We start from the raw sequence: 23,643 nt of genomic DNA, 5'->3' as shown, positions 1-23,643 counted from the left end.
CCGGTGCTCTCCTCCGGCGCAAGCAGTCGCTCGGGAATCGCCAACCAATTGCGTAGGCGCGAGCGACCGGAGACAAAGGTGCACCGGCTACTCAACAGGGCAGCCCGCCAGCGGCCTCTTCCGGTGGCTGCTGTCATCCACTCTCGGAGCCTGACCAAGCCGTAAGCAACCTGGAGCGATCATTTGCGTCGGCGGTCTTGATGTCTATTCCTGGCCGCAAACAAACACCAAATAATTTGTCACCAATAGATTGCCCAGACTGAACAGCAAATCTTTAAACCAACCAGCAAAAGCATCCGCACACCGTACCGCCAACCAACCTCTCAAATCGCTCACGCCCCCACCCTCCCACAAGCCTCCCCCACCCGCACCGCAAACTCCGACGCCCGATCCGCCGTCATCACCAGTTCATTCATCGCCCGCGTCATCCCCACATACAGCACACGCGCCTGCTCGTTGGCGTCATGGCTGGCGTAGGGCATCTGGCCCAGACCGGGAATGGCCACCATCGGAAACTCCAGTCCCTTGCTGCCGTGTAGCGTGAGCACGTTCACGCTGTCGTTATCGAGCTTGCTCAGGCCGGCGCGGGCGGGAATCTTGGCTGCTGCCAAGTGGCTGACCACTTCTGCGGCCTGGGCTTTGCGATATGTGAGCACGGCCATGTCGCGCCAAGGCATGCCGGCTTCGTTGCTGGCGCGCAGGCGGTCGACCACGTAGTCCAGCTCGCCCTTGAAGCTCGGCAGGCGGATGAACTCCGGCGCGCTGCCGTGTCGCCCGGCCGTTTGCGGGAGGATGAGCGGGGCGCCGTCTTCCTCGGCCTCTTCGGCGGTCAGCAGGTCGTTGGCGAACGCGTAGGCCACGGCCAGCACTTCGGCGCTGTTGCGGTAGTTGAGCTTGAGGATGGTGGTACGCCCGCGCGCCTGGATGCCGACGCTGGAGAAGCTGAACTTGAGCTTGCGGGACTTCTGGTAGATGTCTTGCGCGCTGTCGTACATGACAAGCACGGAGTTGGTCTCCGGATCGACCATCTGCACAACGAGCCGCAGCCATGCGGGATCGAAGTCGTGGCCTTCGTCGATCAGCAGGGCGCTGTATTGCCCGGCAGGCACCTGGCCCCGGTTCACGCCGTCGATCACGTTCTGCACCAGCGCTTCGTAGTCCTCATCGCGCCGGCCGGACAGCTTGCCGAGCTGATAGGTGGTGGCCATCTCCACGCACCAGCTGTGAAAGGTGCGCACGTGCACCTTTTGCGACAGCCCCTTGTGTTCCATCCACCCGGTCAGCTTTTGCGCGAGCGCACGGTTGAAGCACAGCACAAGCACGGGCTTGGCTGAAGCTTGCGCAAGGTATTCGGCACGGTAGCCGAGGATCATCGTTTTGCCGGAGCCGGCCACGCCGTGGATCACGCGGTGCCCATCGCCCAGGCTGCGGGCAAGCTGCTCCTGCTGCAGGTCCATGACGCGGATGAGGTCGGGGATGGCGGGGCGAGCGCCCTGTGTGGCCGGTTCGTCATCGGCCTCGAACAGGCTGCCTTGTCGGCTGACGATGCGCACGTCCGGGAAGAGATGCCAGCGGATGCGGTCGATCTGCGGCAGTTGGAGCAGGCAGCGGAACGGCTGGGTGAACATGTCCCACAGTCGCTGCTGGAAGGCCTCGAGATCGGCCGATTCGGTCATCTCGTCCTTGCAGATGACCAGGCGCCCGGGCATCACGTCCTGCATGCCGGAGGTCTCGAACTCCTGGCGCGAGATATTGGGCAGCACCAGCCCGTGGCCATAGGGCATGCACAGCTTGCCGGCATATTTGCTGGTGGCAGGCTCGACCAGCAGCGGATCGCGCTTGAGCATGTCCACCGTGGCCGTCATGAACTCGCGCGATTTGAGCAGCGGGTTCACATCCTTGACGAGCCGGCCGTCGAATTCCGCCTCCACCAGTTGCGGGTCGAGCCGGATAATGCTGCCGACTTTCCAATCCTTCACTTCCAGCGCCAGCAGCCCCCGGTGCGGATTCAAGATCAGAAAATCCGGCCGCCTCCGCTTGATGCCGACCGTCACGTCGTACCAGCAGAGATAATCGCCCTCAAGAAAGGCTTCGAGCCGGCGGGCAAACCGCTTTTCGCCGGAAGTCATGCGTCCCAGACAGCTATTCAGGCTGGGGATTAGCGTTGCCATACCACCCCTTTTAGATATTTCGGACTAGGCGCCTTTTCGTAATTCAAATAAGTTAATTGCGCCGAAATTTTTCGCTGCTACAGCATAGCTCATGTCGATGCAATCACGCAGAGATTCCAACCATGAGAAATCGCTTAGAAATCGATCGAAACGGAGGATAATTCCAGCCCGACGTCTGTGATATGCATGCCAAGACGCATACCTGCCGAGCCTCAAACATGACAAAGCGTCCTCAGAATGTCTGCGAGAACTGCAGGTACACGTGGTACCCACGTGGGAAAGCAATCTCTCTAAAATGCCCCAAGTGCGGGAGTGGCCAAGTAAAGATCGTACAGACGAGAATCACGGGAGGCGGCCTTTTGGTCGGGATCGCGCTTGTACTCGGAGCAATAACGTTGTTTGGTAGGCATGACAAACCCATCACCGAGGAACCCCACACAACACCATCGACGCCAGAGATCGCTACGCCTCAGGGAGCCGCTACCGTTACACCTCAAACAACACAATCTGCCCCTTCGGCTGTCATCCAAATATCTGGAAGTTCAGAGCCCCCTCGACCGAGTACGCCCGAGCCACCTTCGCCGCAGCCCCAACCGGCCAACAATAACGAAGTCGACGAAAATCCGGCTGAAAATCAGACGCCTTTGACAATATGCGGGAAGAGTGAGGGTAACTTCATCGCTTGGAACAATTGCATGTGGCGGGAATGTGCGCGTCCGCAATTCCGAGGCTTGGAGGCGTGCAAGAGTAAGCAGCGAGACTAATCGAGGCATATCCCTGGTTCGGCAGCAAGGGCGACGCCCGCACAAACTTCCATCATCAGAGTTCCCTCCCTGCCCCATAGTCCGCGCAATGCTTCCCCCTGGGAATCTGCAACGGCAAGCTCGCCGTTGTCTGATGATCTTCAATCCAGTCTTGCTATTGAAGATTGTCCGTAACGTCGCACAGACCTCCAGCAACACTTCGTCCGTCGCGCCGCAGTGATGGGTCCCGTTCCACATACGCCATGCGACCGTCCTGCGTCACCGAAACATCGTCCAACTGATCCCTCACCATAGCGCGCCCTCCGGGAAGCGTAGGCCCGGTGCTCCCAGCCATCAGACGAAACTATAATGACGCCCGGCCATGCCAGACCAAACCGCCGCAACCCGCCGGCACGCACGAAACCCGTGCCGCACATGCGGTAGCATCCTCCGGCCGGGCTTCCCGGCGCTCCGCACGGCCGAGCCCTTTTGATCGACACCATGCCCTACCGCTTCCGCCAGTTATCCGCTTCGTGCGCGATCGCAACCCTCCTGTCGGCATGCAATTCCGCGCCGACGCCGCTTTACCAGCAGGAGGAGTTCGACGCGGCCAAGAGCCCCTACGCGCGCACGTTCCAGGCGAAATCCGACGCGACTTGCGAAGCCGCGCGGCGCGCGCTGCTGAGCCAGGGCTACGTGTCGAGCTCGCCCCGCCTGGACACGATCGACGGCAGCAAGAATTTCCAGCCGAGCAACGACTCGCACGTGGTGATCGCGTTTCATGTGGTCTGCGCGGACGCGAGCGCGGATGGCGCGTCGAGCACCGCTTATGTGAACGCGGTGCAGGACCGCTACACGCTGAAGAAGACCAGCACCTCGGCGAGCGTCGGCCTGAGCGTGCTCGGCTCGGTGTCGTTGCCGATCAGTTCGAGCGATGACTCGATGGTCAAGGTAGCGAGCGAGACGATTCCGGCCGGTGTGTTCTACGAACGCTTCTTCAATCTGGTCGACCATTTCCTGAAGATCGACCCGACGCAGCGCGACCGCGCGACGGTGAAGGCCGCGGAGAAGGAGCATGTGGCTCCGCTGCCCGAGCCCGCGCCGACGCCGCAGGGCGAGCCGATGAAGATGACGACGCCCGTCGCGCCGACGCCGCCCGCGCCGCCGGTGCCGGTGGCGCCCGCTGCGGCTGCAGCGACTGCACCGGCGTCGAAGGCCCCTGCTGAACCGACGCCCGCCGCGACAACCGACGCAACAGCGCCGACAGCCGCATCCGCGCCGGCCGCTGCAAACGCGGGCGACGCGAACTGAGCGCAGGCTAGCCTGCGTTCAACCGCCGCCACAACGTCGTCTTGCTGATCCTCGACGCGGTACACACCCCATCTCGAATCCCCCCTGCACAAAAAGAAAACCGCCCGAAGGCGGCACGATGGAAACCGAAACGCAGGTGTTAAAGCGCTTCCAGCATCTGCAACGTTTCCGGATGCTTCTCGACGAGCTTGATCAACACAGCCGCCTGGGTGTTCGGTTTGGCGGTTCCTTGTTCCCAGTTCTGGTAGGTGCGCACATTGACGCGCAGTCGACGTGCCATGACAGCCTGTGAAGCATGTGCCGCTGCGCGAACGGCCTTGATTTCTTCGGCTGTCACGTCAAGCGGCTGGAGCACGCGGACCTTCACCTTGCGAAGGGTCATCTTTCCTTCGCGCTCTGCGGCAAGCGCATCCATCCCCTCCTTCAACTCAGCAAACAGGTTCCGTTTCATCGCTCACTCCTTGCCTTGACTTCCTGCTCCAACAGCCGTGCCAGCACTTTGCGCTCGTCGCTGGAAAGGTCGTCCGCCTCGCCCTTGTCGTAGACGACAAACATCCAGAATTGGCCGCCTCCATCCCAGTGGTAGTAAATCACGCGCAGACCGCCGCGCTTACCTTTGCCGCGCCGCTTGTCCGAAAATCGCAGCTTGCGTAGACCACCTGTCCCCTTGATGACGTCGCCGGCGTCCGGCCGGGCCAGCAGTTCCTGTTGGAGCGCTCGGTACTCGTCGTCCGAGAGATAGTGCTCCCGCAGCCTCTGAAAAGGCGGCAACTCGATAAAGGTAGCATCCATGGGCCACGAACTATACGCTTCTTGCGTATAGTCATCAATCGCCCGGTCTCCTATTCTGCGTTCAACCGCCGCCACAACGTCGTCTTGCTGATCCCCAGCGCCTTGCACACGGCATCGCGGTCGCCGCCGTGCGCCGCCAGCGCGGCGCGTATCGCCTCCGCTTCCACGCCCCGGCTGCGCTCGCGCAAGCTCAGCGCGGCTTTCTTCCCCTGCCCCCGCGCCTCGAACACCTCGGGCGCGATCACCCGCAGCACGTCTTGCGTGATGGCGCCGGCGTCCATGGCGTCGGTGTCGGCCAGCTCCACCGCGATCCGCTCGACCACGCTCTGCAGCTCGCGCACGTTGCCGGCCCATGGGTAGCGCCGCAGCGGGTCGGCAACGCCGGCCAGCGCGCGGGCGGCAACCTCCGTGTCGGGAATGCGCAGCAGCAGGCGCGGCTCGCGGCGCGCGGCCTGCACCAGCAGTTCGGCGGCCAGCGGCAGCACGTCGCCGGGCCGGTCGCGCAGCGGCGGCAGCGCGATGCTGAGGATGTTGAGGCGGTAGTACAGGTCGGCGCGGAAGGTGCCGGCCTCCACCGCATCCGTCAGCGCGCGGTGCGTGGCGGCGACCACGCGGATATCCACGCGCGTCGGCTCGGTGGACCCGAGCCGCACCACCTCGCGCTCCTGCAGCACGCGCAGCAGGCGGCTCTGCAGCGGCAGCGGCATCTCGCCGATCTCGTCGAGGAACAGCGTGCCGCGATGCGCGGCCTCGATCAGCCCGGTCTTGCCGCCCTTGCGCGCACCCGTGAAGGCGCCCTCTTCGTAGCCGAACAGCTCGCTCTCGAGCAGCGCCTCCGGGAAGGCGCCGCAGTTGATGGCGACGAACGGAAAGTCGCGCCGCGCGCTCAGCTGATGCATGCCCTGCGCCACCATCTCCTTGCCCGTGCCGGACTCGCCCAGCACCAGCACGGTCGCATCGGACCTCGCATAGCGCCGCACCAGCACGCGCACGCGCTCCATCGGGGCGGACGCGCCGATCAGGTCGTCGATCCGGTAGCGGGCGGTGAACTGCGGGGCGCGCTGGCCGGAGCGCAGCGTGCGGTCGAGCCGCTCCACCGCGCGCGATTCCTGGAAGGTGAACACGGTGCCGTCGGCCGCGCCGGCGCCGGTGCTGGCCAGCGGGCCGCGATGAATGACGTAGCTCACGCCGCGCACCGTGCCGAGCGTGTCGCCGTCGGTGTCGGGCAGCAGGCCCAGCAGGTTGGGCGCGATGGCGAGCAGCGGCTGCCCGGCGGCCTGCCTGGCGTCGATGCCGAGCGCGGTGGCCAGCCGCTGGTTGATGGCCTCGACCCGGCCCTGGGCGTCGAGCGCGACCACGCCGTCGCGCAGATGTTGCAGCAGGTTGTCCAGGCGCTGGCGGCGCTGGCCTTCGCGGCGGGTGGCCTGCACCACTTCCAGCGCGGTGTCGAAGGCGGCGCGCACGGAATCGCGCGAATACAGGAACACCGCATGCAGGCCGGCCTGCGCGGCCAGGTCCGTCACCAGACCGGGGCCGACCACCGCGCCCACGCCGCGGTCGCGCAGGTCCAGCACGCAGCTCTCGGCGTCCTGCCTGGACTGGTACGCGGCAAACACCACATCCATGCCGTACGCGGCGACGAAACGGCGCACCTCGTCGGGCGTGTCGCCGTGGGTGACGAGGGCGACCGATTCCGCCTCGCGGCGCGCGCGGGCCAGCGCGTGCATCACATCGAAGCCGGTCGGGTTGATGACGACCACGGGCAGCGACAGGCGCGGCTTGAGATAGGCGCCGTTGGAGCCGCCCGCGACCACCACGTCCGGGCGCTCGGCGCCGACGGCCTCGATCTCGCGGACGATGTCCTCGAAGCCGCGCGTGATGACGCGCAGCTCGGCGCGGTCGTTGTATTCGGCGGCGATATCGAGGAACAGGTCGCTCAGGCGGCTGATGCCGCAGGCCCAGATACGTGGGCGGAACGCGAGGTGGGGCGCAGTGCTCATGGCGGGGCGGCCGGTCGGGGAAGCGGGTCCGGCCATTATGCGCGCGGCGTTGCCAATTTGAAATCCGGCGTTTCAAATCTGAAATCGCGCAACAGGCTGCATGGCGCTCGTTTCGTTGGAAATCAGGCATTTAGCACGGCCGACCCGGCTGGCGCGGTTCCTGCTCCTGGCCTGCACCTTCATGGAGCGCAGAGTGAGCACAAGCAAACGACACCCCGCCAGCGCCGGCGCCCGGTTCCGCCAGGCCGTGGCCGAATCCCAGCCGCTGCAAGTGGTGGGCGCCATCACCGCCTATGCCGCCAGGATGGCGGAGCAGACCGGCTTCAAGGCCGTCTACCTCTCGGGCGGCGGCGTGGCCGCCAATTCGCTGGGCATTCCGGACCTGGGCATCAGCACCATGGACGATGTGCTGATCGATGCCCGCCGCATCACCGATGCGGTCGGCATTCCGCTGCTGGTGGACATCGACACCGGCTGGGGCGGCGCCTTCAATATCGCGCGCACCGTCCGTTCGTTCATCAAGGCCGGCGTGGCGGCCGTGCACCTGGAAGACCAGGTGGGCCAGAAGCGCTGCGGCCACCGGCCGGGCAAGGAGGTCGTCTCCGCCGATGAGATGGTCGACCGCGTGAAGGCCGCCGTCGATGCCCGCACCGACGACGATTTCGTCATCATGGCGCGCACCGACGCGGCGGCCTCCGAGGGCCTCGATGCCGCCATCGCGCGCGCGGTGGCCTATGTGGAAGCCGGCGCGGACATGATCTTTCCGGAAGCGATGAAGACGCTGGACGACTACCGCCGCTTCAAGGCCGCCGTGAAGGTGCCGATCCTGGCCAACCTGACGGAGTTCGGCAGCACGCCGCTCTTCACGGTGGACGAACTGCGCGGCGCGGACGTGGACATCGCGCTGTACTGCTGCGGCGCGTATCGCGCGATGAACGCGGCGGCGCTCGGCTTCTACCGGACGGTGATGCGCGACGGCACGCAGCAGGCGGCGGTGCAGACCATGCAGACCCGCGCGGACCTGTACCACTATCTCGGCTACCACGCGTACGAGGACAAGCTCGACGCCCTGTTCGCCGCGCAGAAGTAGCCCCCGGGCCCCCGCCGGACAAACCACGACATGACATTCAGGAGACACCCCATGAGCGAAGCAGACAGCAGCACCCCGGCCGGCGCCTTCAAGCCGAAGAAATCGGTGGCCCTGTCAGGCGTGACGGCGGGCAACACCGCGCTGTGCACCGTCGGCCGCACCGGCAACGACCTGCACTACCGCGGCTACGACATCCTCGACCTGGCCGCCGCCTGCGAATTCGAAGAAGTCGCCTACCTGCTGGTGCACGGCAAGCTGCCCAACAAGGCCGAGCTGACAACCTACAAGGCCAGGCTCAAGGCCCTGCGCGGCCTGCCCGCCAACGTCAAGGCCGCGCTGGAATGGGTGCCCGCCTCCGCCCACCCGATGGACGTGATGCGCACCGGCGTCTCCGTGCTCGGCACCGTGCTGCCCGAGCGCGACGACCACAACCTGCCCGGCGCGCGCGACATCACCGACCGCCTGATGGCCAGCCTCGGCTCGATGCTGCTGTACTGGTATCACTACTCGCACAACGGCCGCCGCATCGAGGTCGAGACCGACGACGACTCCATCGGCGGCCACTTCCTGCACCTGCTGCACGGCGTGGAGCCGTCCAAGTCGTGGGTCGATGCGATGCACGTGTCGCTCAACCTGTATGCCGAGCACGAGTTCAACGCCTCCACCTTCACCGGCCGCGTGATCGCCGGCACGGGCTCGGACATCTACTCGGCCATCACCGGCGCCATCGGCGCGCTGCGCGGGCCGAAGCACGGCGGCGCCAACGAAGTCGCCTTCGAGATCCAGAAGCGCTACGACACCCCCGACGAGGCGGAGGCCGACGTCCGCCGCCGCGTGGAGGCCAAGGAAGTCATCATCGGCTTCGGCCACCCGGTCTACACGATCTCGGACCCGCGCAACAAGGTCATCAAGGAAGTCGCGCGCAAGCTGTCGAAGGAAGCCGGCAACACCCGCATGTTCGACATCGCCGAGCGGCTGGAGACGGTGATGTGGGACGTCAAGAAGATGTTCCCCAACCTGGACTGGTTCAGCGCCGTGTCGTACCACATGATGGGCGTGCCCACGGCGATGTTCACGCCGCTGTTCGTGATCTCGCGCACCTCGGGCTGGGCCGCGCACGTCATCGAGCAGCGCATCGACAACAAGATCATCCGCCCCAGCGCCAACTACACCGGACCGGAAGACCTGAAGTTCGTGCCGCTCGGCAAGCGCTGATCGCCGCTCGGCAAACGGGGGCGGGCATCGCCCCCGCGCCTTTTGTCACACCGAGCCTCCGGACCCGGCCCCCCCTTTCCCCACGCCATGAACACCGCCTACCGCAAACCCCTTCCCGGCACGTCGCTGGATTACTTCGATGCCCGCGCGGCCGTCGAGGCCATCGCCCCGGGCGCCTATGACACCCTGCCCTACACTTCGCGCGTCCTGGCCGAGAACCTGGTGCGCCGCTGCGACCCGGCCACGCTCGCCGATTCGCTGCGGCAGCTGATCGAGCGCAAGCGCGAGCTGGACTTCCCGTGGTTCCCGGCGCGCGTGGTGTGCCACGACATCCTGGGCCAGACCGCGCTGGTGGACCTGGCCGGCCTGCGCGATGCGATCGCCGAGCAGGGCGGCGACCCCGCGCAGGTCAACCCGGTGGTGCCGGTGCAGTTGATCGTCGACCACTCGCTGGCCGTGGAATGCGGCGGCGACGACCCCGACGCCTTCGCCAAGAACCGCGCCATCGAAGACCGCCGCAACGAAGACCGCTTCCACTTCATCGAGTGGACCAAGCTGGCCTTCAAGAACGTCGACGTGATCCCGGCGGGCAACGGCATCATGCACCAGATCAACCTGGAGAAGATGTCGCCGGTGATCCACGCCAAGGACGGCGTGGCCTTTCCCGACACGCTGGTCGGCACCGACAGCCACACGCCGCACGTCGACGCGCTGGGCGTGATCGCCATCGGCGTGGGCGGCCTGGAGGCCGAGAACGTGATGCTGGGCCGCGCCTCGTGGATGCGCCTGCCGGACATCGTCGGCGTGGAGCTGACCGGCGAGCGCCAGCCCGGCATCACCGCCACCGACATCGTGCTGGCGCTCACCGAATTCCTGCGCCAGCAGAAGGTGGTGGGCGCCTACCTGGAGTTCCACGGCGAGGGCGCCGCGCGTCTCACGCTGGGCGACCGCGCCACCATCTCCAACATGGCGCCCGAGTATGGCGCCACGGCGGCGATGTTCTCGATCGACCCGCAGACCCTCGACTACCTGCGCCTGACCGGCCGCGCCGACGAGCAGGTCAGGCTGGTGGAAACCTATGCCAAGGCCGCGGGCCTGTGGTCCGATACGCTGAAGCACGCGGCATACGAACGCGTGCTGCGCTTCGATGTATCGAGCGTCGTGCGCAACATGGCCGGCCCGTCGAACCCGCATGCGCGCGTGGCGACCACCGACCTGGCGGCCAAGGGCATCGCCGGCCAGTGGGATGACGTGCCGGGGCAGATGCCGGACGGCGCGGTCATCATCGCGGCCATCACCAGCTGCACCAACACCAGCAACCCGCGCAACGTGATCGCCGCCGGCCTGCTGGCGCGCAATGCCAACCGGCTCGGCCTCACGCGCAAGCCGTGGGTGAAGAGCTCGCTGGCGCCCGGCTCCAAGGCGGTAGCGCTGTATCTGGAAGCCGCCGGCCTGAAGACGGAGCTGGAGGCGCTCGGCTTCGGCATCGTCGCGTTTGCCTGCACCACGTGCAACGGCATGAGCGGCGCGCTGGACCCGACGATCCAGCAGGAGATCATCGACCGCGACCTGTACGCCACGGCCGTGCTGTCGGGCAACCGCAATTTCGACGGGCGCATCCACCCGTATGCCAAGCAGGCCTTCCTGGCCTCGCCGCCGCTGGTGGTGGCCTACGCCATTGCGGGCACGGTGCGCTTCGACATCGAGCGCGACAGCTTCGGCACCGGCCCCGACGGCCAGCCGATCACGCTGAAAGACCTGTGGCCCAGCGATGCGGAAATCGACGCCATCGTGCGCGCTTCGGTCAAGCCCGAGCAGTTCCGCCAGGTGTACATCCCGATGTTCGACCAGCGCAGCGAGGCCACCGCCAGCGTCAGCCCGCTGTACGACTGGCGAGCGCAAAGCACCTACATCCGCCGCCCGCCGTACTGGGAAGGCGCCCTGGCCGGCGAGCGCACGCTCCGTGGCCTGCGCCCGCTGGCGGTGTTGGGCGACAACATCACCACCGACCACCTGTCGCCGTCCAACGCCATCCTGGCCGACAGCGCGGCCGGCGAGTACCTGGCGAAGATGGGCCTGCCGGAAGCCGACTTCAACTCGTACGCCACCCATCGCGGCGACCACCTCACCGCGCAGCGCGCCACCTTCGCCAACCCGACGCTCAGGAACGAGATGGCGGTGGTGGACGGCGAGGTCAAGAAAGGCTCGCTGGCCCGCATCGAGCCGGAGGGCAAGGTCACGCGCATGTGGGAAGCGATCGAGGCCTACATGGCGCGCAAGCAGCCGCTCATCGTCATCGCCGGCGCCGACTACGGCCAGGGCAGCTCGCGCGACTGGGCCGCCAAGGGCGTGCGCCTGGCCGGCGTGGAAGCCATCGTCGCCGAGGGCTTCGAGCGCATCCACCGCACCAACCTGATCGGCATGGGCGTGCTGCCGCTGGAGTTCAAGCCCGGCACCACGCGCATCACGCTGGGCATCGACGGCACCGAGACCTTCGACGTGATCGGCGCGCGCACGCCACGCGCCGACCTCACGCTGGTCATCCACCGCAAGAACGGCGAGCGCGTGGACGTGCCCGTGACGTGCCGCCTCGACACCGCCGAAGAGGTCTCGATCTACGAGGCCGGCGGCGTGCTGCAGCGCTTCGCGCAGGACTTCCTGGAATCGGCCAAGGAGGCGGCATGACGCACCCGGCCCAGATCAGGATTCCCGCCACCTACATGCGCGGCGGCACCAGCAAGGGCGTGTTCTTCCGCCTGCAAGACCTGCCCGAGGCCGCGCAGGTGCCCGGCGCCGCGCGCGACGCGCTGCTGCAGCGCGTGATCGGCAGCCCCGACCCGTACGGCAAGCAGATCGACGGCATGGGCGGCGCCACGTCGAGCACCAGCAAGACGGTCATCCTGTCGAAAAGCACACGCCCGGACCACGACGTCGACTACCTGTTCGGCCAGGTCTCGATCGATAAGCCGTTTGTGGACTGGTCCGGCAACTGCGGCAACCTTTCCGCCGCCGTGGGTCCGTTCGCCATCAGCAACGGCCTCGTCGATGCCGGCCGCATCCCGCACAACGGCGTCGCCACCGTGCGCATCTGGCAGGCCAACATCGGCAAGACCATCGTCGCGCATGTGCCCATCGCCCACGGCGCGGTGCAGGAGACCGGCGACTTCGAGCTCGACGGCGTGACCTTCCCGGCCGCCGAAGTCCAGCTCGAATTCCTTGACCCCGCCGCCGAGGAAGACGGCGACGGCGGCGGCGCGATGTTCCCCACCGGCAACCTGGTCGACGACCTGGACGTGCCCGGCATCGGCACGCTCAAGGCGACGCTGATCAACGCCGGCATCCCGACCATCTTCGTCGACGCGACATCGATCGGCTACACCGGCACCGAACTGCAGGACGCCATCAACGGCGACCCGAAAGCACTGGCGATGTTCGAGACCCTGCGCGCGCACGGCGCGGTGCGCATGGGGCTGATCCGGCATGTGGACGAGGCGGCCACGCGGCAGCACACGCCCAAGGTGGCCTTCGTCGCGCCGCCGCGGGACTACGTCGCCTCCAGCGGCAAGCGCGTCGACGCGGGCGATGTGGACCTGCTGGTGCGCGCCATGTCGATGGGCAAGCTGCACCACGCCATGATGGGCACGGCCGCCGTGGCCATCGGCACGGCGGCGGCGATCCCGGGCACGCTGGTCAACCTCGCGGCCGGCGGCGGCGAGCGCCATGCGGTGCGCTTCGGGCACCCGTCCGGCACGCTGCGCGTGGGCGCCGAAGCCCGCCGGGCGGACGGCGAATGGACCGTCACCAAGGCCATCATGAGCCGCAGTGCGCGGGTGCTGATGGAGGGCTGGGTGCGGGTGCCGGGTGCGGGCTGACCCGGCTCAGTGGGCACACCGGCATCGCTGGCTTGGTGTTTGCCGGCCTGGCCCGGAGCGCCGGGCGGTTCAGCCGGCCGGCGCCGATCGGGCGGTTTGAGGCGCCCGCCGGCTGCTCATGACCGGGCTCATTCCATGCAGGTGCCATGCACGATCACGCAGCCGTCTTTGTCCGCCTGCACGAACACATTGTGGCCGCTGAATTCGTAGCCCCGGCCGTTGCTGGCATGCATGTAGGACAGCACGCCCCCGCCTTCGAAGTGCAGCGTGTGCGAAACGGTGTCGAACACCCGGGCGATATCGTGCCGCACCACCTTCGCAATATCCTGGACACACAGCGCGCGGATGACCGGGATCTGTCCTTCGATCGAGCCATCCGGCTGGTAGTCGACCGAGACGCCGTTCGGGTTCGTCACGGTGTAGCCGCCATCGGGGTTGTCGATCCGCACGCCATCGGGCATGTAGACCGCGTCCTGCGGATGCGAGGGCGATGCATTGCGTTGCTCTGACATTGGGGCACACTCCAGCGGGCACATGGGTGCACTCACTATAGGAATTCTGTCCCCCGTCTGGTTGCACGCACGCGCTCCCATGGGTCACCCGCCGCCGTCCCGTTCCTCCATAAATGCCGTGATGGCGGCCAGCTCTTTTTCCGTGGCCTGCATGCCCTGGCACAGACCGCCCAGTTCGCTGTAGAGATCGGACGGCAGCGACCCCGATCTGGCGAAGCCGTTCAGCGTCTTGCCGAGCGGCTCGGAACGCACGCGCTGCGCCTTGAACTGCGAATCCAATTCCCTCATCCGTGTTCTCAGCGCGGCGGCATCGAGGCCGGCGCGCTTCGGGTACGACGCGCGGTCGTCCATGTGCAGGACGTCCGCATGGGCTTCGGTGCATCCGGACAGCCGCGCCGAATCCCATATGGATGTCCAGCTACAACGCTTGCCGCAGGCGCGGCACGTGGACCGTCCATCAGACCGCTTGTACGGCCTGCCAGCGAAACACTTGGGGCATCGTTTCATCGTCGGACCAGGGTAACGCTGGTCCCATTTGGGTGGGAATGACCAAAAAAAAACCATCCGGCACGCGGCACGGATGGCTTGAATAACGGGCCGGCGTACCGGCCCGCTTAGCGGACTCAGCGATGCAGCAACGTACCACCCAGCACGCTGCCCACCACGCTCGTCACGGGCGACAGCGCGGTCGACCCGCTGGTGGAAGTCAGGGACGTGCCCGCGCCCGCGGCCACCGTGGTGACGGGGGCCGTGACCGCGGCAGCGGTGCCCACGCCAGCGCTCGGGGTACCGGTGGTGGGAACCGACAGGCCGCCGCCCGCAATGGTGGTGACCGAAGCGAGCGGGCTGCTGCCGCTCGTGCCACCGAGGATGCTGGTCACCGGCGCCAGCGGGCTGCCCGACGAAGCCGCCGGCCCGGACACCGTGCCGCCCAGCGCCGCGACCGTGTGCCCCGTTGCCGTCACGACGTTGCCGACCCCCGACACCAAGGGCGTGTTCGTATTGGTCAGGCTGGTGCCGACGTTCGCCACCGCGCCGCCCACCGTCTGCAGCAGGTTGGCGGTCGGCGTGCCAAGGCCCGTGGTGGCACCCAGCGATTGCGTGGCACTCGTGATCTGCGAAGTCAGCGGCACGATGGCCGAGCTGGTCTGCTGCGTGAGCTGCTGCACCGGACCGGTCGACAGGGCCGTGCCCAGCGTACCGCCGGCGCTGCTGACCGCCTGCCCCACCTGCGAAACCAGCCCGCCGACCGGCGAGGTGACCGGCGACAGCGGCTGCAGCGGGCCGGTGCCCAGGCTGCTGACCAGGCCGCCGGTGGCGGTGACGGTATTGCCCGTCGCGGTCACGATGTTGCCGCTGCTGGCGACGGTGGTGCCGATCGGATTCGGGTTGGTGCCGATGCTGCCCAGACCGGAATCCACACCCGTGCCGGCCGCGGTCAGCACCGAACCCGCGTTGGTGACCACGTTACCCAGCGCGGACTGCGAGGCGCCCGGCACCAGCGGCAGGTTGGCGCTGCCAACCGTCGAGCCCATATCGCTGACGGCGCCGCCCGATGCGGTGAGCACGCCACCGGACTTGCCTGCGATGGCGCCCGTGGGCGTGGTGGTGGATGCCGTCGACAGGGTGCCCGTGCCATTCGCGCCCGTCCCGGTGCTGCCGGCCGTGGTGCTGCCGGAACCGCTGCCGGTGCTGCCCGTCGTCGTGCTGCCGGAGCCGCTGCCCGTGCTGCCCGTCGTGGTGCCGTCGGAACCGCTGCCGGTGCTGCCCGTCGTGGCGTTGCCCGAGGCGCCGGAGCCGCCGAGGGTGCCGCCCGAATCCCCCGAGCCGGTGCTTGCGCAGCCGCCCAGGATCAGCAGCCCTGCGACGGTGGCCGAAATCAGTGTCGCGCGATGGATCTTTTGCATTTCAAGGCTCCAGCATTTTTGGAGGACTGCCAGGAATTGAATATTTCCCCGCCCCCGGGTTAACCAGGAAATCGCCGACCATTTGATTTCCGACCGACGTTGACGCCAGTCTAGGAATCGCTCAAAACCTGATTGCAAACATTTACCAACATGAATTCAAGCCACCATCACAAACCGACAAACCCTTTAGAACAAAGGATTTACGGATGATTGAAAATGCCCGCAATCGTTTTCCGCCGGGCACTCAAAAATGCTCGCAATCGTTTTTATCAGGGTATTCACCCAAGAAAATACAAATTCAACAGACCGACATTCAGATTTAAAAGAATCTAAATTCCAGTGGCCGAACAAGGTCGATTCAAACAAGGCACGTGGATTTACCGGGGCCCTTGACAGCGTTATCAATGGCGATCTGCCGCCAACCGGACCGGCCGCCCACTGGGGCGGTTCAAACAGGCTGGGCTTGGAGGAGGACGTCGCCGGGCGAACTCGGAATCCGGCCGGCGTCGAATGGAAAACACCCGGACCGCGGCAAACCGCAGGTCCGGGTGTCGAGAGGGCTGTCTGGCGCGGAAAGCCGATGCGCGACCCGGCCCCGCCGCCCGACGACTCGCTCGCTCAGCGCTTGCCGCTGGCCTGGTCGATGGTCTGGATCAGTTCGGCCAGCGTCTGCCGGCAGGTGGCCGCGTCCGGCTTGCCGGCGCGCAGTGCGTCCAGCGCCCGGTCGATGGCCTTGTCGACGCGGTGCCAATCGGACGCCGAACGCGGCTTGAGGCCGGCTTCCGCGGCATCCCAGGAGACTTCGAGGTCTTTGATGCGCTGTTTCGCGCCGGGCAGGTCACCCTTGTCGACAATGGCAGCCGTATCGACGGCGATGGCGCGGAACGCCCCCAGATCGCCGAGCGCCGCCGTCGCGGCATGGGCCGTGTTGATGACGCTGAAGTGCGTGGGCACGACATGGCCGGCGGCGGCCATGAACAGAACGAGCGAAGCTGCTGCGAGCGTGGGTGTCAGTTTGCGGATCATGATGGCATCGCCTTCGGTTAGCTGGATGGAATGAGAACGCGCGGGCACGGCGGCTAGGACACGGTGACCGCCACATCGGCACGGCTGGCCTCGCGCTGCGCGAACGCCACCAGCACGGCGATCACCGCGAGGAAGACGGCGCTCGTCACCATGGCCCCCAGGCCCGCGCCGCCGTAGGCGGGCGACTGCGACAGGAAATCGCCCAGCGCGGCGCCCAGCGGGCGGGTCAGGATGTAGGCGGCCCAGAAGGCCAGCACCTTGTCCGCGCCCAGCCGGTACGCCGCCGCCGCCAGTGCGATCAGCATGCCGAAGACCACGATCCCGCGCTGGAATCCGAGCCCGATCGCCTCGGTGGCCAGGTCGCCGGCGGCGGTGCCCAGCGCGAAGGTGCAGAGGATGGCCGCCCAGTAGAACAGCTCACGGCGACGCGTATCGATGGCCTGGATGGACAAGGTGCGCTCGGTCCGATACCAGATCGCGAAGATGGCGAGCAGCGCCACGCTGAAGACCGCCGTGCTCACGTAGAGGCTCACGCCCAGCCGGTCGGTCAGCAGGTCAGTGATCTGCGTGCCGACGATGCTGACGAGCACCACCGTCAGCCAGTACAGCCACGGGACATAGCGCCGCGCGCGCAGCTGTGCCCCCAGCGCGGCCAGCAGCAGCGCGGCCATCGCGCCGCCGGTGATCGCCGTCCCCAGCCCGACATTGACGGCGAGGAAATCCGCGCCGGTCTCGCCCACCGTGGTCGACAGGATCTTGATGATCCAGAACCCCAGCGCGACCTGGGGCACCTTGTTCAGCGCACCAGGCAGTGCGCGCATCGGTCGTGCATCCATATGGCTCTCCCAAATGGCCTCCATTGAAGGCGCGCCGCCCGGTCCGGACCGCATGGAGCGCGCCGCTGCTGCGGGTGCTCAACCCGCGAGTACTGGAGGACAGCCTAGGCAGGCAGACTTAGGTGCCACTGAGACGGCGCGCCGGACTCGACGCGCCGGCCCCGCGCCGCCGATCGCCGCGGGATGCCGATGGAGGGATACCGATGGTAAGCCGGCGAAGCGCCGGGGCAAGCCTGTCGCCCCGGGCCGCCGACGATGCCGCCGCCCTTATCGCGCCGGGCAGCGCGAAAACCGCAGCTTCAACAGCTTCGACGCGCGCGCGGGCTGCGGCGCCGCGGCATCGAAGTGATGGCGCTCGATCAGGATGCCGCGCGACGGCGCGTCTTCGATGAAGCGCTCGACCAGTTCACGCACGTCGGGGTCGATGTAGTCCGCCCGGCTGGCGTCGATGATGAGCGTGGTGTAGTCGGGCACCTGCGCCAGGTAGCGCTTGAGCGGCACCTTGCCCATGAACGACACATCCTTGCGGAACGACAGCAGGAAATGGTCGTGATGGCGCGCCATGACGATCGAGCGCCGCAGGTTGGCGCGGATCGCCAGCGCAATGCTGAGCGCGATGCCCATCAGGATGCCGATCAGCAGGTCGGTCAGCAGCACCCCGACGATCGTGACGATGAACGGCGCGAAGCGCTCCATGCCCTGACGTGCCACAGACACGAACAGCGACGGCTTGGCCAGCTTGAAGCCGGTGAAGATCAGGATGGTGGCCAGGCACGCCAGCGGAATCAGGTTGACGATGCTGGTCAGCGTAAACACGCTCGCCAGCAGCAGCGCGCCGTGCACCACGGCCGACCAGCGGCTCTGCGCGCCGGCCTGCACGTTGGCCGAGCTGCGCACGATCACGGAGGTGATCGGCAGCGCGCCGAACACGCCCGCCATCATGTTGCCGATGCCCTGGGCCTTCAGTTCGCGGTCCGCCGGCGCGGGGCGCTTCTTGGGGTCGATCTGCTCGACGGCCTCCAGGCTCAGCAGCGTCTCCAGGCTGGCCACGATGGCCAGCGCCAGCGCCAGCTGCCAGACGTCGGGGTTGGTCAGCGCGTCGAGCGACGGCGACTGCAGCGCATCGAACAGCGCCCCGAACGACGCCAGCGACGGCAGCCCGACCCGGTGCTCGACGGGCGGCGCCACGCCGGGGGCGACCGCATCGAGCAGCAGCGTCACGCCGATGCCGAGCGCCACCACCATCAGCGGCGCCGGCAGCGCCCGCACCAGCAGGAACCGGCGCAGCGCGCGGGTCTCCCAGCCGATCAGCACGGCGGCGGACAGCGCCGTCACCGCCATCGCCGCCGCCGACACGGAGCCGAACGGCGTCACGATGGCGCCGGCTGCCGCCGCAGCGTCTGCGCGCGCGAAGCCGAACGCCAGCGGCACCTGCTTGATGATCAGCAGCAGACCGATGGCCGCCAGCATGCCCTTGATGACGGACGAGGGCACATAGGCCGCAAAGCGCCCGGCCCGCAGCATGCCGAATACGAACTGCAGCACGCCGGACAGCAGCACCGCCATCAGGAACGCAGAGAAGCCGCCCAGCTTGGCGATCCCGTCCACGACGATGACGACCAGCCCGGCCGCCGGGCCGCTCACGCTCAGTTGCGAACCGCTGAGCAGCGCCACCACCAGCCCGCCGATCATGCCGGACATCAGCCCGGCCAGCGGGTCCACGCCGGATGCACTGGCAATGCCCAGGCACAGCGGTAGGGCGACGAAAAAAACGATGGTGCCCGCGAGCATGTCACGCGGGAAAAAAGCGGGTTGTGTTGGAGTCTGCATGGTGGTGTCTTCGTTGGGGGCGGGACATGCAAACGCCGGCCCGCGGACGGAACACCGCCCGCCGGGCACAGCGGATGAATCGAGGAATCGCGGCCGCGCAGCGCAGCCGCACGGGATGCGTTAGGCCTCGGCCTCGGCCGGCTCGAGGATGTCGCCGCGAACCGGCGGCGCCTCGCCGGGTTCGCCGGAACCCAGCACGCGGATACGGCCGTCGGCCAGGCCGAAGATCCAGCCGTGCACGCGCGGCGCCGGCTCGGCCTCGCGCACGATGGAGCTCTCGCGCAGCCAGCGCACCTGTTCGAGCACGTTCAGCTCGGCCAGGCGGTTCACGCGATCGTCCATGTCCGGCACCGCGTCGAGCTCGGCGCGGTGCCGGCTGGCCAGCGCGCACAGCGGGCCGATGCGGCGGTTCACATGCGGCAGCGCATCGGACTGCGGCAGCAGCGAGGCACGCACGCCGCCGCAGCCGTCATGCCCGCACACGATGATGTGTCCGACCTTCAGGACACGCACCGCATATTCCAGCACGCTCATCGTATTGTCGTCGGCCGGGCACACCAGATTGGCGATATTGCGATGGACAAACAGATCGCCCGGATTGGAATGGGTAATGGTTTCGGCCGGCACGCGGCTATCGGCACAGCCAATCCATAACACCTGGGGTTTCTGTCCCTGCGCCAGGCGGGAAAAGAAACGGGGATCACGCTCGGCGATTTCATGCGCCCACGCGACATTCCCGACGAGCATGCGTTTCGGTCGATACATTGGATCAGGCTCCTGCGGAATCGGCTCGCCGCTGCGGCCTGCAGAGCCCGTCGGTGGGCGCTTGCTGTGACATTGCAGTGCAGCGGAAGCGCTACGCAGTCGATGGTATGAAAAACGTTTCCACTGTGCTAGTCAGGCTATTTTTTGTCTTCCTTATATGCGATTGAAATCAGCTTCAAGATGCGCCATCTCGCCGCATCGATGTTTCTTCGCGGGCAGAAACAGTGTGCAGTTATTGCACGAACAGGTTATCTGGACAAAACATTCGCGTGACAATGCTGCAAATCTTGCAATACTGATCGCGAATTGCAATGCATTGCACAGTAAATGGGAGACCCCCATTCCCTGTATGTATCAATCAGCGGATCGTCAGCCTCGACCGGTCGGTGCCGGTGCATCGGGATGCAGGCCGCGACCGCGCGGCGACGCACGCGGCCGGTGGTCCAGACCTGCGCGCGCCATGCCGGCGCCCCTTGTGCCCTATCCCGGCACGCGCAGGGCGGCGATGTCCTTGCGCCATTGCGCCAGCCGCTGCGCTCTCGCCTGCGCGTCGCCGTCGTCGCGGCCATAGCGCAGCGCGACATAGCCGGCGGCGACGCGCCGCAGTGCGTCGGCCGCCTGCGGAAACCGGGCGGCGGCACGCTCCGCGTAGGCCATCGGCCCTTCCGCCGCGCCACGCACGCAGCCGTGGCGTGCCAGCCGGTCGCATACGCGCTGCCATTGCGCCTGCACCGGGTCAGGCCTGGGGCGCCGCTGCTGCCACAGCAGCGGCAGCGCCGCCAGCAGGAACAGCGCCGACACACCCCACAGCACCGCGCGCGGATCGGCCGCCTCCAGCCCCAGCCAGGCGAACAGCCTGGCCTGCCGGGCGCGGTCGTAGCCCAGCACCCAGCGGTTCCAGCCGCTGATCAGGCCGTCCAGGCCCCAGCGCACGCTGCGCAGCCAGGCAGGCTCCTGCACGCGGCGCGAGCGGAATTCGCTGGCGGGCACGGCGCCGGCCAGGCCGCGCTCCACGCGCTGCGGCGCCACGGCGGCGGTGGGGTCCACCCGCACCCAGCCGCGCCCGCGCAGCCACACCTCGGCCCAGGCGTGCGCGTCCGACTGGCGCACGATGAGGTCGCCGCTGACCGCGTTGTCCTCGCCGCCCTGGTAGCCGACCACCACGCGCGCCGGCACGCCCGCCGCCCGCATCAGGAAGACGAAGCTGCCCGCGTAGTGCTCGCAGAAGCCGCGGCGGGTGCGGAAGAGAAAGTCGTCGATCTGCTCACCCCGCAGCGGCTCGGGCTCGAGCGTGTAGGCGAACGGCGCGTCGCGGAACAGCTTCAGCGCCGAGGCCACCCGCTCGGCCGGAGCGAGGCCGGCCCACTGCGCGGCCAGCGCACGCGCCTGCGGGTTGCCCGGCGGCAGCGCCAGCGCCAGCTGCTGCGTCAATGGGTCGAGCGCCTCCTCGTCGCCCGTGCCCGGCCCCGGCAGGCGTGAACGCGCGTGATAGCGGATGCGCTCGTCCAGCGGCTGCGCGCTCAGGAACTCCGCGTCGATGCTGCGCCTGAGGCCGTCCCGCGCGTCGATCGAGACGCCGCGATCCAGCGCGAAGAGCCAGCGCTGGCGGGTCGGTTCGAGCGTGATGCTGTAGTCGACGAGCCGGCCGGCACCGGGCCGCGCGTTCGCAGAATCGGGTACGCCCCCAGAATCGGATACGCCCGCAGAATTGGGTACGCTCGCGGGCTCGGCGCGCTGCCGGAACGACGATGCCGTCCAAGCCTGGCCATCAAATCGCCACAGCACGATGCCGCGCCAGTAGCGCGCCCCGGACGGCGGCGGCACGCCGTTGAAGTCGGCGCGGAAGGCGAGATCGTCCGACAGGATCAGCTGGCCGATCGAGCCGGGCGCCATGCGATCGGTGAGCCCGCTGGTGGCAACGTCCGCGCCTTGCGGCAAGCGCCACAGCGGATGGTCCAGACGCGGAAACAGCAGGAACAGCACGGCCGCGCACGGCAGGCCCGTCATGACCAGCCGCAGCAGCACCCCCGCCACGGACAGCCGGGCGGGCGCCTGCGGATGCAGCAGCACCATCCAGTGATGGAGCAGCAGCCCGACGGACGCCAGCAGCGTGGCCGCCATCCAGGGCGGCTGGTCGAACAGCGTCTGCGACAGCAGCAGGAAGCAGCACAGCTGCGTGACCAGGATACCGTTGCGCACGGTGTGCGACTCCATCAGCTTGAGCACCAGGAAGGCCCCCAGCACCGCCACCGACAGGTCGCGGCCGATGTTGCCGCCGGTGCGCAGCGCCAGCACCAGCGTGATGCCCAGCACCGCCGCGCCGGTCACCCCGAGCAGCCATTTGTTGGGCAGCGGCGCGCGGCGGACCCACAGCCCGGTCCGCCAGAGCAGCAGCACGCCGAACACGCTGCAGGTCACCAGCGGCAGGCTGCGCAGCAGCGGCGCCAGCACCAGGGCCAGCAGCGCGATCAGCCGGCCGTGCTCGCGGTGTGTGAGCGCGCGTGCGGAACCGAAGGCGGCGTTCATGCGGCCTCCTCCGGCACCGGCGGCCTGCCCCACAGCGCCAGCGCGCGCAGGCAGGCGTCGCGGTGCGCCGGGCCGCGCGCGGGGCCGATCGCGAGGCCCGGCAGGACCAGCGTGTATTCGGGCGCCTCGCCGGCCGGGGCCTGCTCGGCGGCCAGCACCCAGGCGCACAGGCGGGACAGGCGCGCCTCCGCTTCCATCGGCGGCGGCAGCGCATCCCACGCCAGCACGCATTGCGCATGGCGGACCTGCTGGCCGCTGCGGGCGAGCCAGGTGTCGAGCCGCGCGCTGTGCTTCCACGCGATGCTGCGCAGCGGATCGCCGGGGCGATAGGGCCGCAGCTGGTCGGCGGCCTCATCGGGGCGTGGGCGGGCGACGCGCGGGTCGTCCGCCTCGCCGGGATCGGGCGCGAAGGCGGCCGGCAGCGGCGGCGCGGCGGCCTCCGGCTCGGGGTAGACCAGCAGCGTCAGCGGCGCATCGGCATAGCTCCAGGCGCGGAACAGCCCGAGCGGAAACCGCGTCGACACGGTCAGGCGCGGCAGGCGGAACCAGCCGCGCGGCTGCGCCCCGAAGGACAGCGCCGTCAGCGTGCCGTCGTGCGCGTCGAGCGAGGACTCCGCCGATGCCGCATCGCGCGCGCCGGTCTCCACGCCCACGCGCGCCCATGCGGTCGCGTTGGCCAGCGCCACGCTCACGTTGACGGCGCGGCCCGCAAACACGGGCTCGCCCACCGCGCCGCGCACCTCCAGGTCGACCAGGTTGCGGTGCGTCTGCCACATGGCCGAGGCCATCACGCCCGCCAGCAGGAAGGTCAGCAGGAAACCGAGGCTGACGTTGTAGTTGAGCGAGGTCAGCAGCATGGCGACCAGCAACAGCGCAAAGCCGGCCCCGGTGGCGGTGGGCAGGATGTAGACGTGGCGGCGGTCGAGACGGATCGCACCGTCGCGCGGACGGCGCGGGCGCGACAGGAAACGCTGCACGCGCTCGCGCGCGAAGCGCAGGCCCGGCAGCGCGCGCGACAACGCACTCCACAGCGGCATGACACGCACC

At 67.8% G+C, this 23,643-nt stretch carries 18 protein-coding genes; 5 read left to right on the top strand and 13 right to left on the bottom strand.

All coding sequences use genetic code 11. The features are described from left to right. Positions 1-332: 332 nt before the first annotated feature. On the bottom strand, positions 333-2,129 hold the full coding sequence (locus GO999_RS22770) for a DEAD/DEAH box helicase (protein WP_249215089.1): 1,797 nt from the start codon (positions 2,127-2,129) through the stop codon (positions 333-335). 1,286 nt (positions 2,130-3,415) lie between these two features. Here GO999_RS22770 and GO999_RS22765 point away from each other — a divergent pair. After that, positions 3,416-4,225 carry a DUF2242 domain-containing protein gene (locus tag GO999_RS22765; protein WP_043885575.1) on the top strand — a complete coding sequence of 270 codons (810 nt, stop codon included), beginning with the start codon at positions 3,416-3,418 and terminating at the stop codon, positions 4,223-4,225. Between the two features lie 139 nt (positions 4,226-4,364). Here the strand turns inward: GO999_RS22765 and relB are convergent, their stop codons facing one another. From relB to prpR, 3 genes are read right to left on the bottom strand one after another with little or no spacing between them, the layout of a single operon-like run. Further along, positions 4,365-4,676 (bottom strand): type II toxin-antitoxin system RelB family anti-toxin transcriptional regulator, encoded by a 312-nt coding sequence (gene relB, locus GO999_RS22760; RefSeq protein ID WP_020425351.1) that lies wholly within the window; start codon positions 4,674-4,676, stop codon positions 4,365-4,367. Continuing rightward, a complete protein-coding gene (locus GO999_RS22755; RefSeq protein WP_028861315.1) occupies positions 4,673-5,017 on the bottom strand; it encodes a hypothetical protein in 345 nt (114 codons plus the stop codon). Before GO999_RS22755 ends, relB begins: the two co-directional genes overlap by 4 nt. 50 nt (positions 5,018-5,067) lie before the next feature. Beyond that, on the bottom strand, positions 5,068-7,017 hold the full coding sequence (prpR, locus tag GO999_RS22750) for a propionate catabolism operon regulatory protein PrpR (RefSeq protein WP_211906912.1): 1,950 nt from the start codon (positions 7,015-7,017) through the stop codon (positions 5,068-5,070). A gap of 193 nt (positions 7,018-7,210) precedes the next feature. Here prpR and prpB point away from each other — a divergent pair, with 193 nt between their 5' ends. The 4 genes from prpB (at position 7,211) to prpF (ending at position 13,194) form a co-directional block, all read left to right on the top strand. Beyond that, positions 7,211-8,107 carry a methylisocitrate lyase gene (gene prpB / locus GO999_RS22745; RefSeq protein ID WP_020425352.1) on the top strand — a complete coding sequence of 299 codons (897 nt, stop codon included), beginning with the start codon at positions 7,211-7,213 and terminating at the stop codon, positions 8,105-8,107. A 51-nt stretch (positions 8,108-8,158) separates the two neighbouring features. After that, entirely contained in the window at positions 8,159-9,322 is a 1,164-nt protein-coding gene (prpC, locus tag GO999_RS22740) for a bifunctional 2-methylcitrate synthase/citrate synthase (RefSeq protein WP_211906911.1), read from the top strand. A gap of 87 nt (positions 9,323-9,409) precedes the next feature. Further along, positions 9,410-12,007: a Fe/S-dependent 2-methylisocitrate dehydratase AcnD gene (acnD, locus tag GO999_RS22735; protein ID WP_118872528.1), complete on the top strand. Its 2,598-nt coding sequence runs from the start codon at positions 9,410-9,412 to the stop codon at positions 12,005-12,007. Further along, positions 12,004-13,194 carry a 2-methylaconitate cis-trans isomerase PrpF gene (gene prpF / locus GO999_RS22730; RefSeq protein WP_211906910.1) on the top strand — a complete coding sequence of 397 codons (1,191 nt, stop codon included), beginning with the start codon at positions 12,004-12,006 and terminating at the stop codon, positions 13,192-13,194. The genes acnD and prpF overlap by 4 nt, the downstream gene beginning before the upstream one ends. A 128-nt stretch (positions 13,195-13,322) precedes the next feature. Here the strand turns inward: prpF and GO999_RS22725 are convergent, their stop codons facing one another. The 9 genes from GO999_RS22725 to GO999_RS22685 all read right to left on the bottom strand — a co-directional run bounded on the left by GO999_RS22725 (position 13,323) and on the right by GO999_RS22685 (position 23,633). Beyond that, positions 13,323-13,706 (bottom strand): hypothetical protein, encoded by a 384-nt coding sequence (locus GO999_RS22725; RefSeq protein ID WP_011003435.1) that lies wholly within the window; start codon positions 13,704-13,706, stop codon positions 13,323-13,325. 84 nt (positions 13,707-13,790) lie between these two features. Next, positions 13,791-14,057, bottom strand: a complete 267-nt coding sequence (locus tag GO999_RS22720; RefSeq protein ID WP_019719744.1) for a hypothetical protein — start codon at positions 14,055-14,057, stop codon at positions 13,791-13,793. Positions 14,058-14,329: 272 nt separating this feature from the next. Beyond that, on the bottom strand, positions 14,330-15,613 hold the full coding sequence (locus GO999_RS22715; RefSeq protein WP_211906909.1) for a collagen-like triple helix repeat-containing protein: 1,284 nt from the start codon (positions 15,611-15,613) through the stop codon (positions 14,330-14,332). A 618-nt stretch (positions 15,614-16,231) separates the two neighbouring features. After that, a complete protein-coding gene (locus GO999_RS22710; protein ID WP_011003432.1) occupies positions 16,232-16,639 on the bottom strand; it encodes a hypothetical protein in 408 nt (135 codons plus the stop codon). Between the two features lie 53 nt (positions 16,640-16,692). Next, positions 16,693-17,475: a COG4705 family protein gene (locus tag GO999_RS22705; protein WP_011003431.1), complete on the bottom strand. Its 783-nt coding sequence runs from the start codon at positions 17,473-17,475 to the stop codon at positions 16,693-16,695. A gap of 267 nt (positions 17,476-17,742) precedes the next feature. Next, complete coding sequence (locus GO999_RS22700; RefSeq protein ID WP_021154986.1) at positions 17,743-19,305, bottom strand: SulP family inorganic anion transporter; 1,563 nt, start codon at positions 19,303-19,305, stop codon at positions 17,743-17,745. A 120-nt stretch (positions 19,306-19,425) separates the two neighbouring features. Continuing rightward, a complete protein-coding gene (locus tag GO999_RS22695; RefSeq protein WP_028853947.1) occupies positions 19,426-20,070 on the bottom strand; it encodes a carbonic anhydrase in 645 nt (214 codons plus the stop codon). Between the two features lie 480 nt (positions 20,071-20,550). Further along, positions 20,551-22,596: a transglutaminase TgpA family protein gene (locus GO999_RS22690; protein ID WP_211906908.1), complete on the bottom strand. Its 2,046-nt coding sequence runs from the start codon at positions 22,594-22,596 to the stop codon at positions 20,551-20,553. Beyond that, a complete protein-coding gene (locus GO999_RS22685) occupies positions 22,593-23,633 on the bottom strand; it encodes a DUF58 domain-containing protein (RefSeq protein WP_072633764.1) in 1,041 nt (346 codons plus the stop codon). The genes GO999_RS22690 and GO999_RS22685 overlap by 4 nt, the downstream gene beginning before the upstream one ends. Positions 23,634-23,643 lie beyond the last annotated feature (10 nt).

Origin of the sequence: Ralstonia nicotianae (assembly GCF_018243235.1) — a bacterium.
GTDB lineage: Bacteria > Pseudomonadota > Gammaproteobacteria > Burkholderiales > Burkholderiaceae > Ralstonia > Ralstonia nicotianae.
This window is presented reverse-complemented; position numbering and strand designations above follow the sequence as displayed.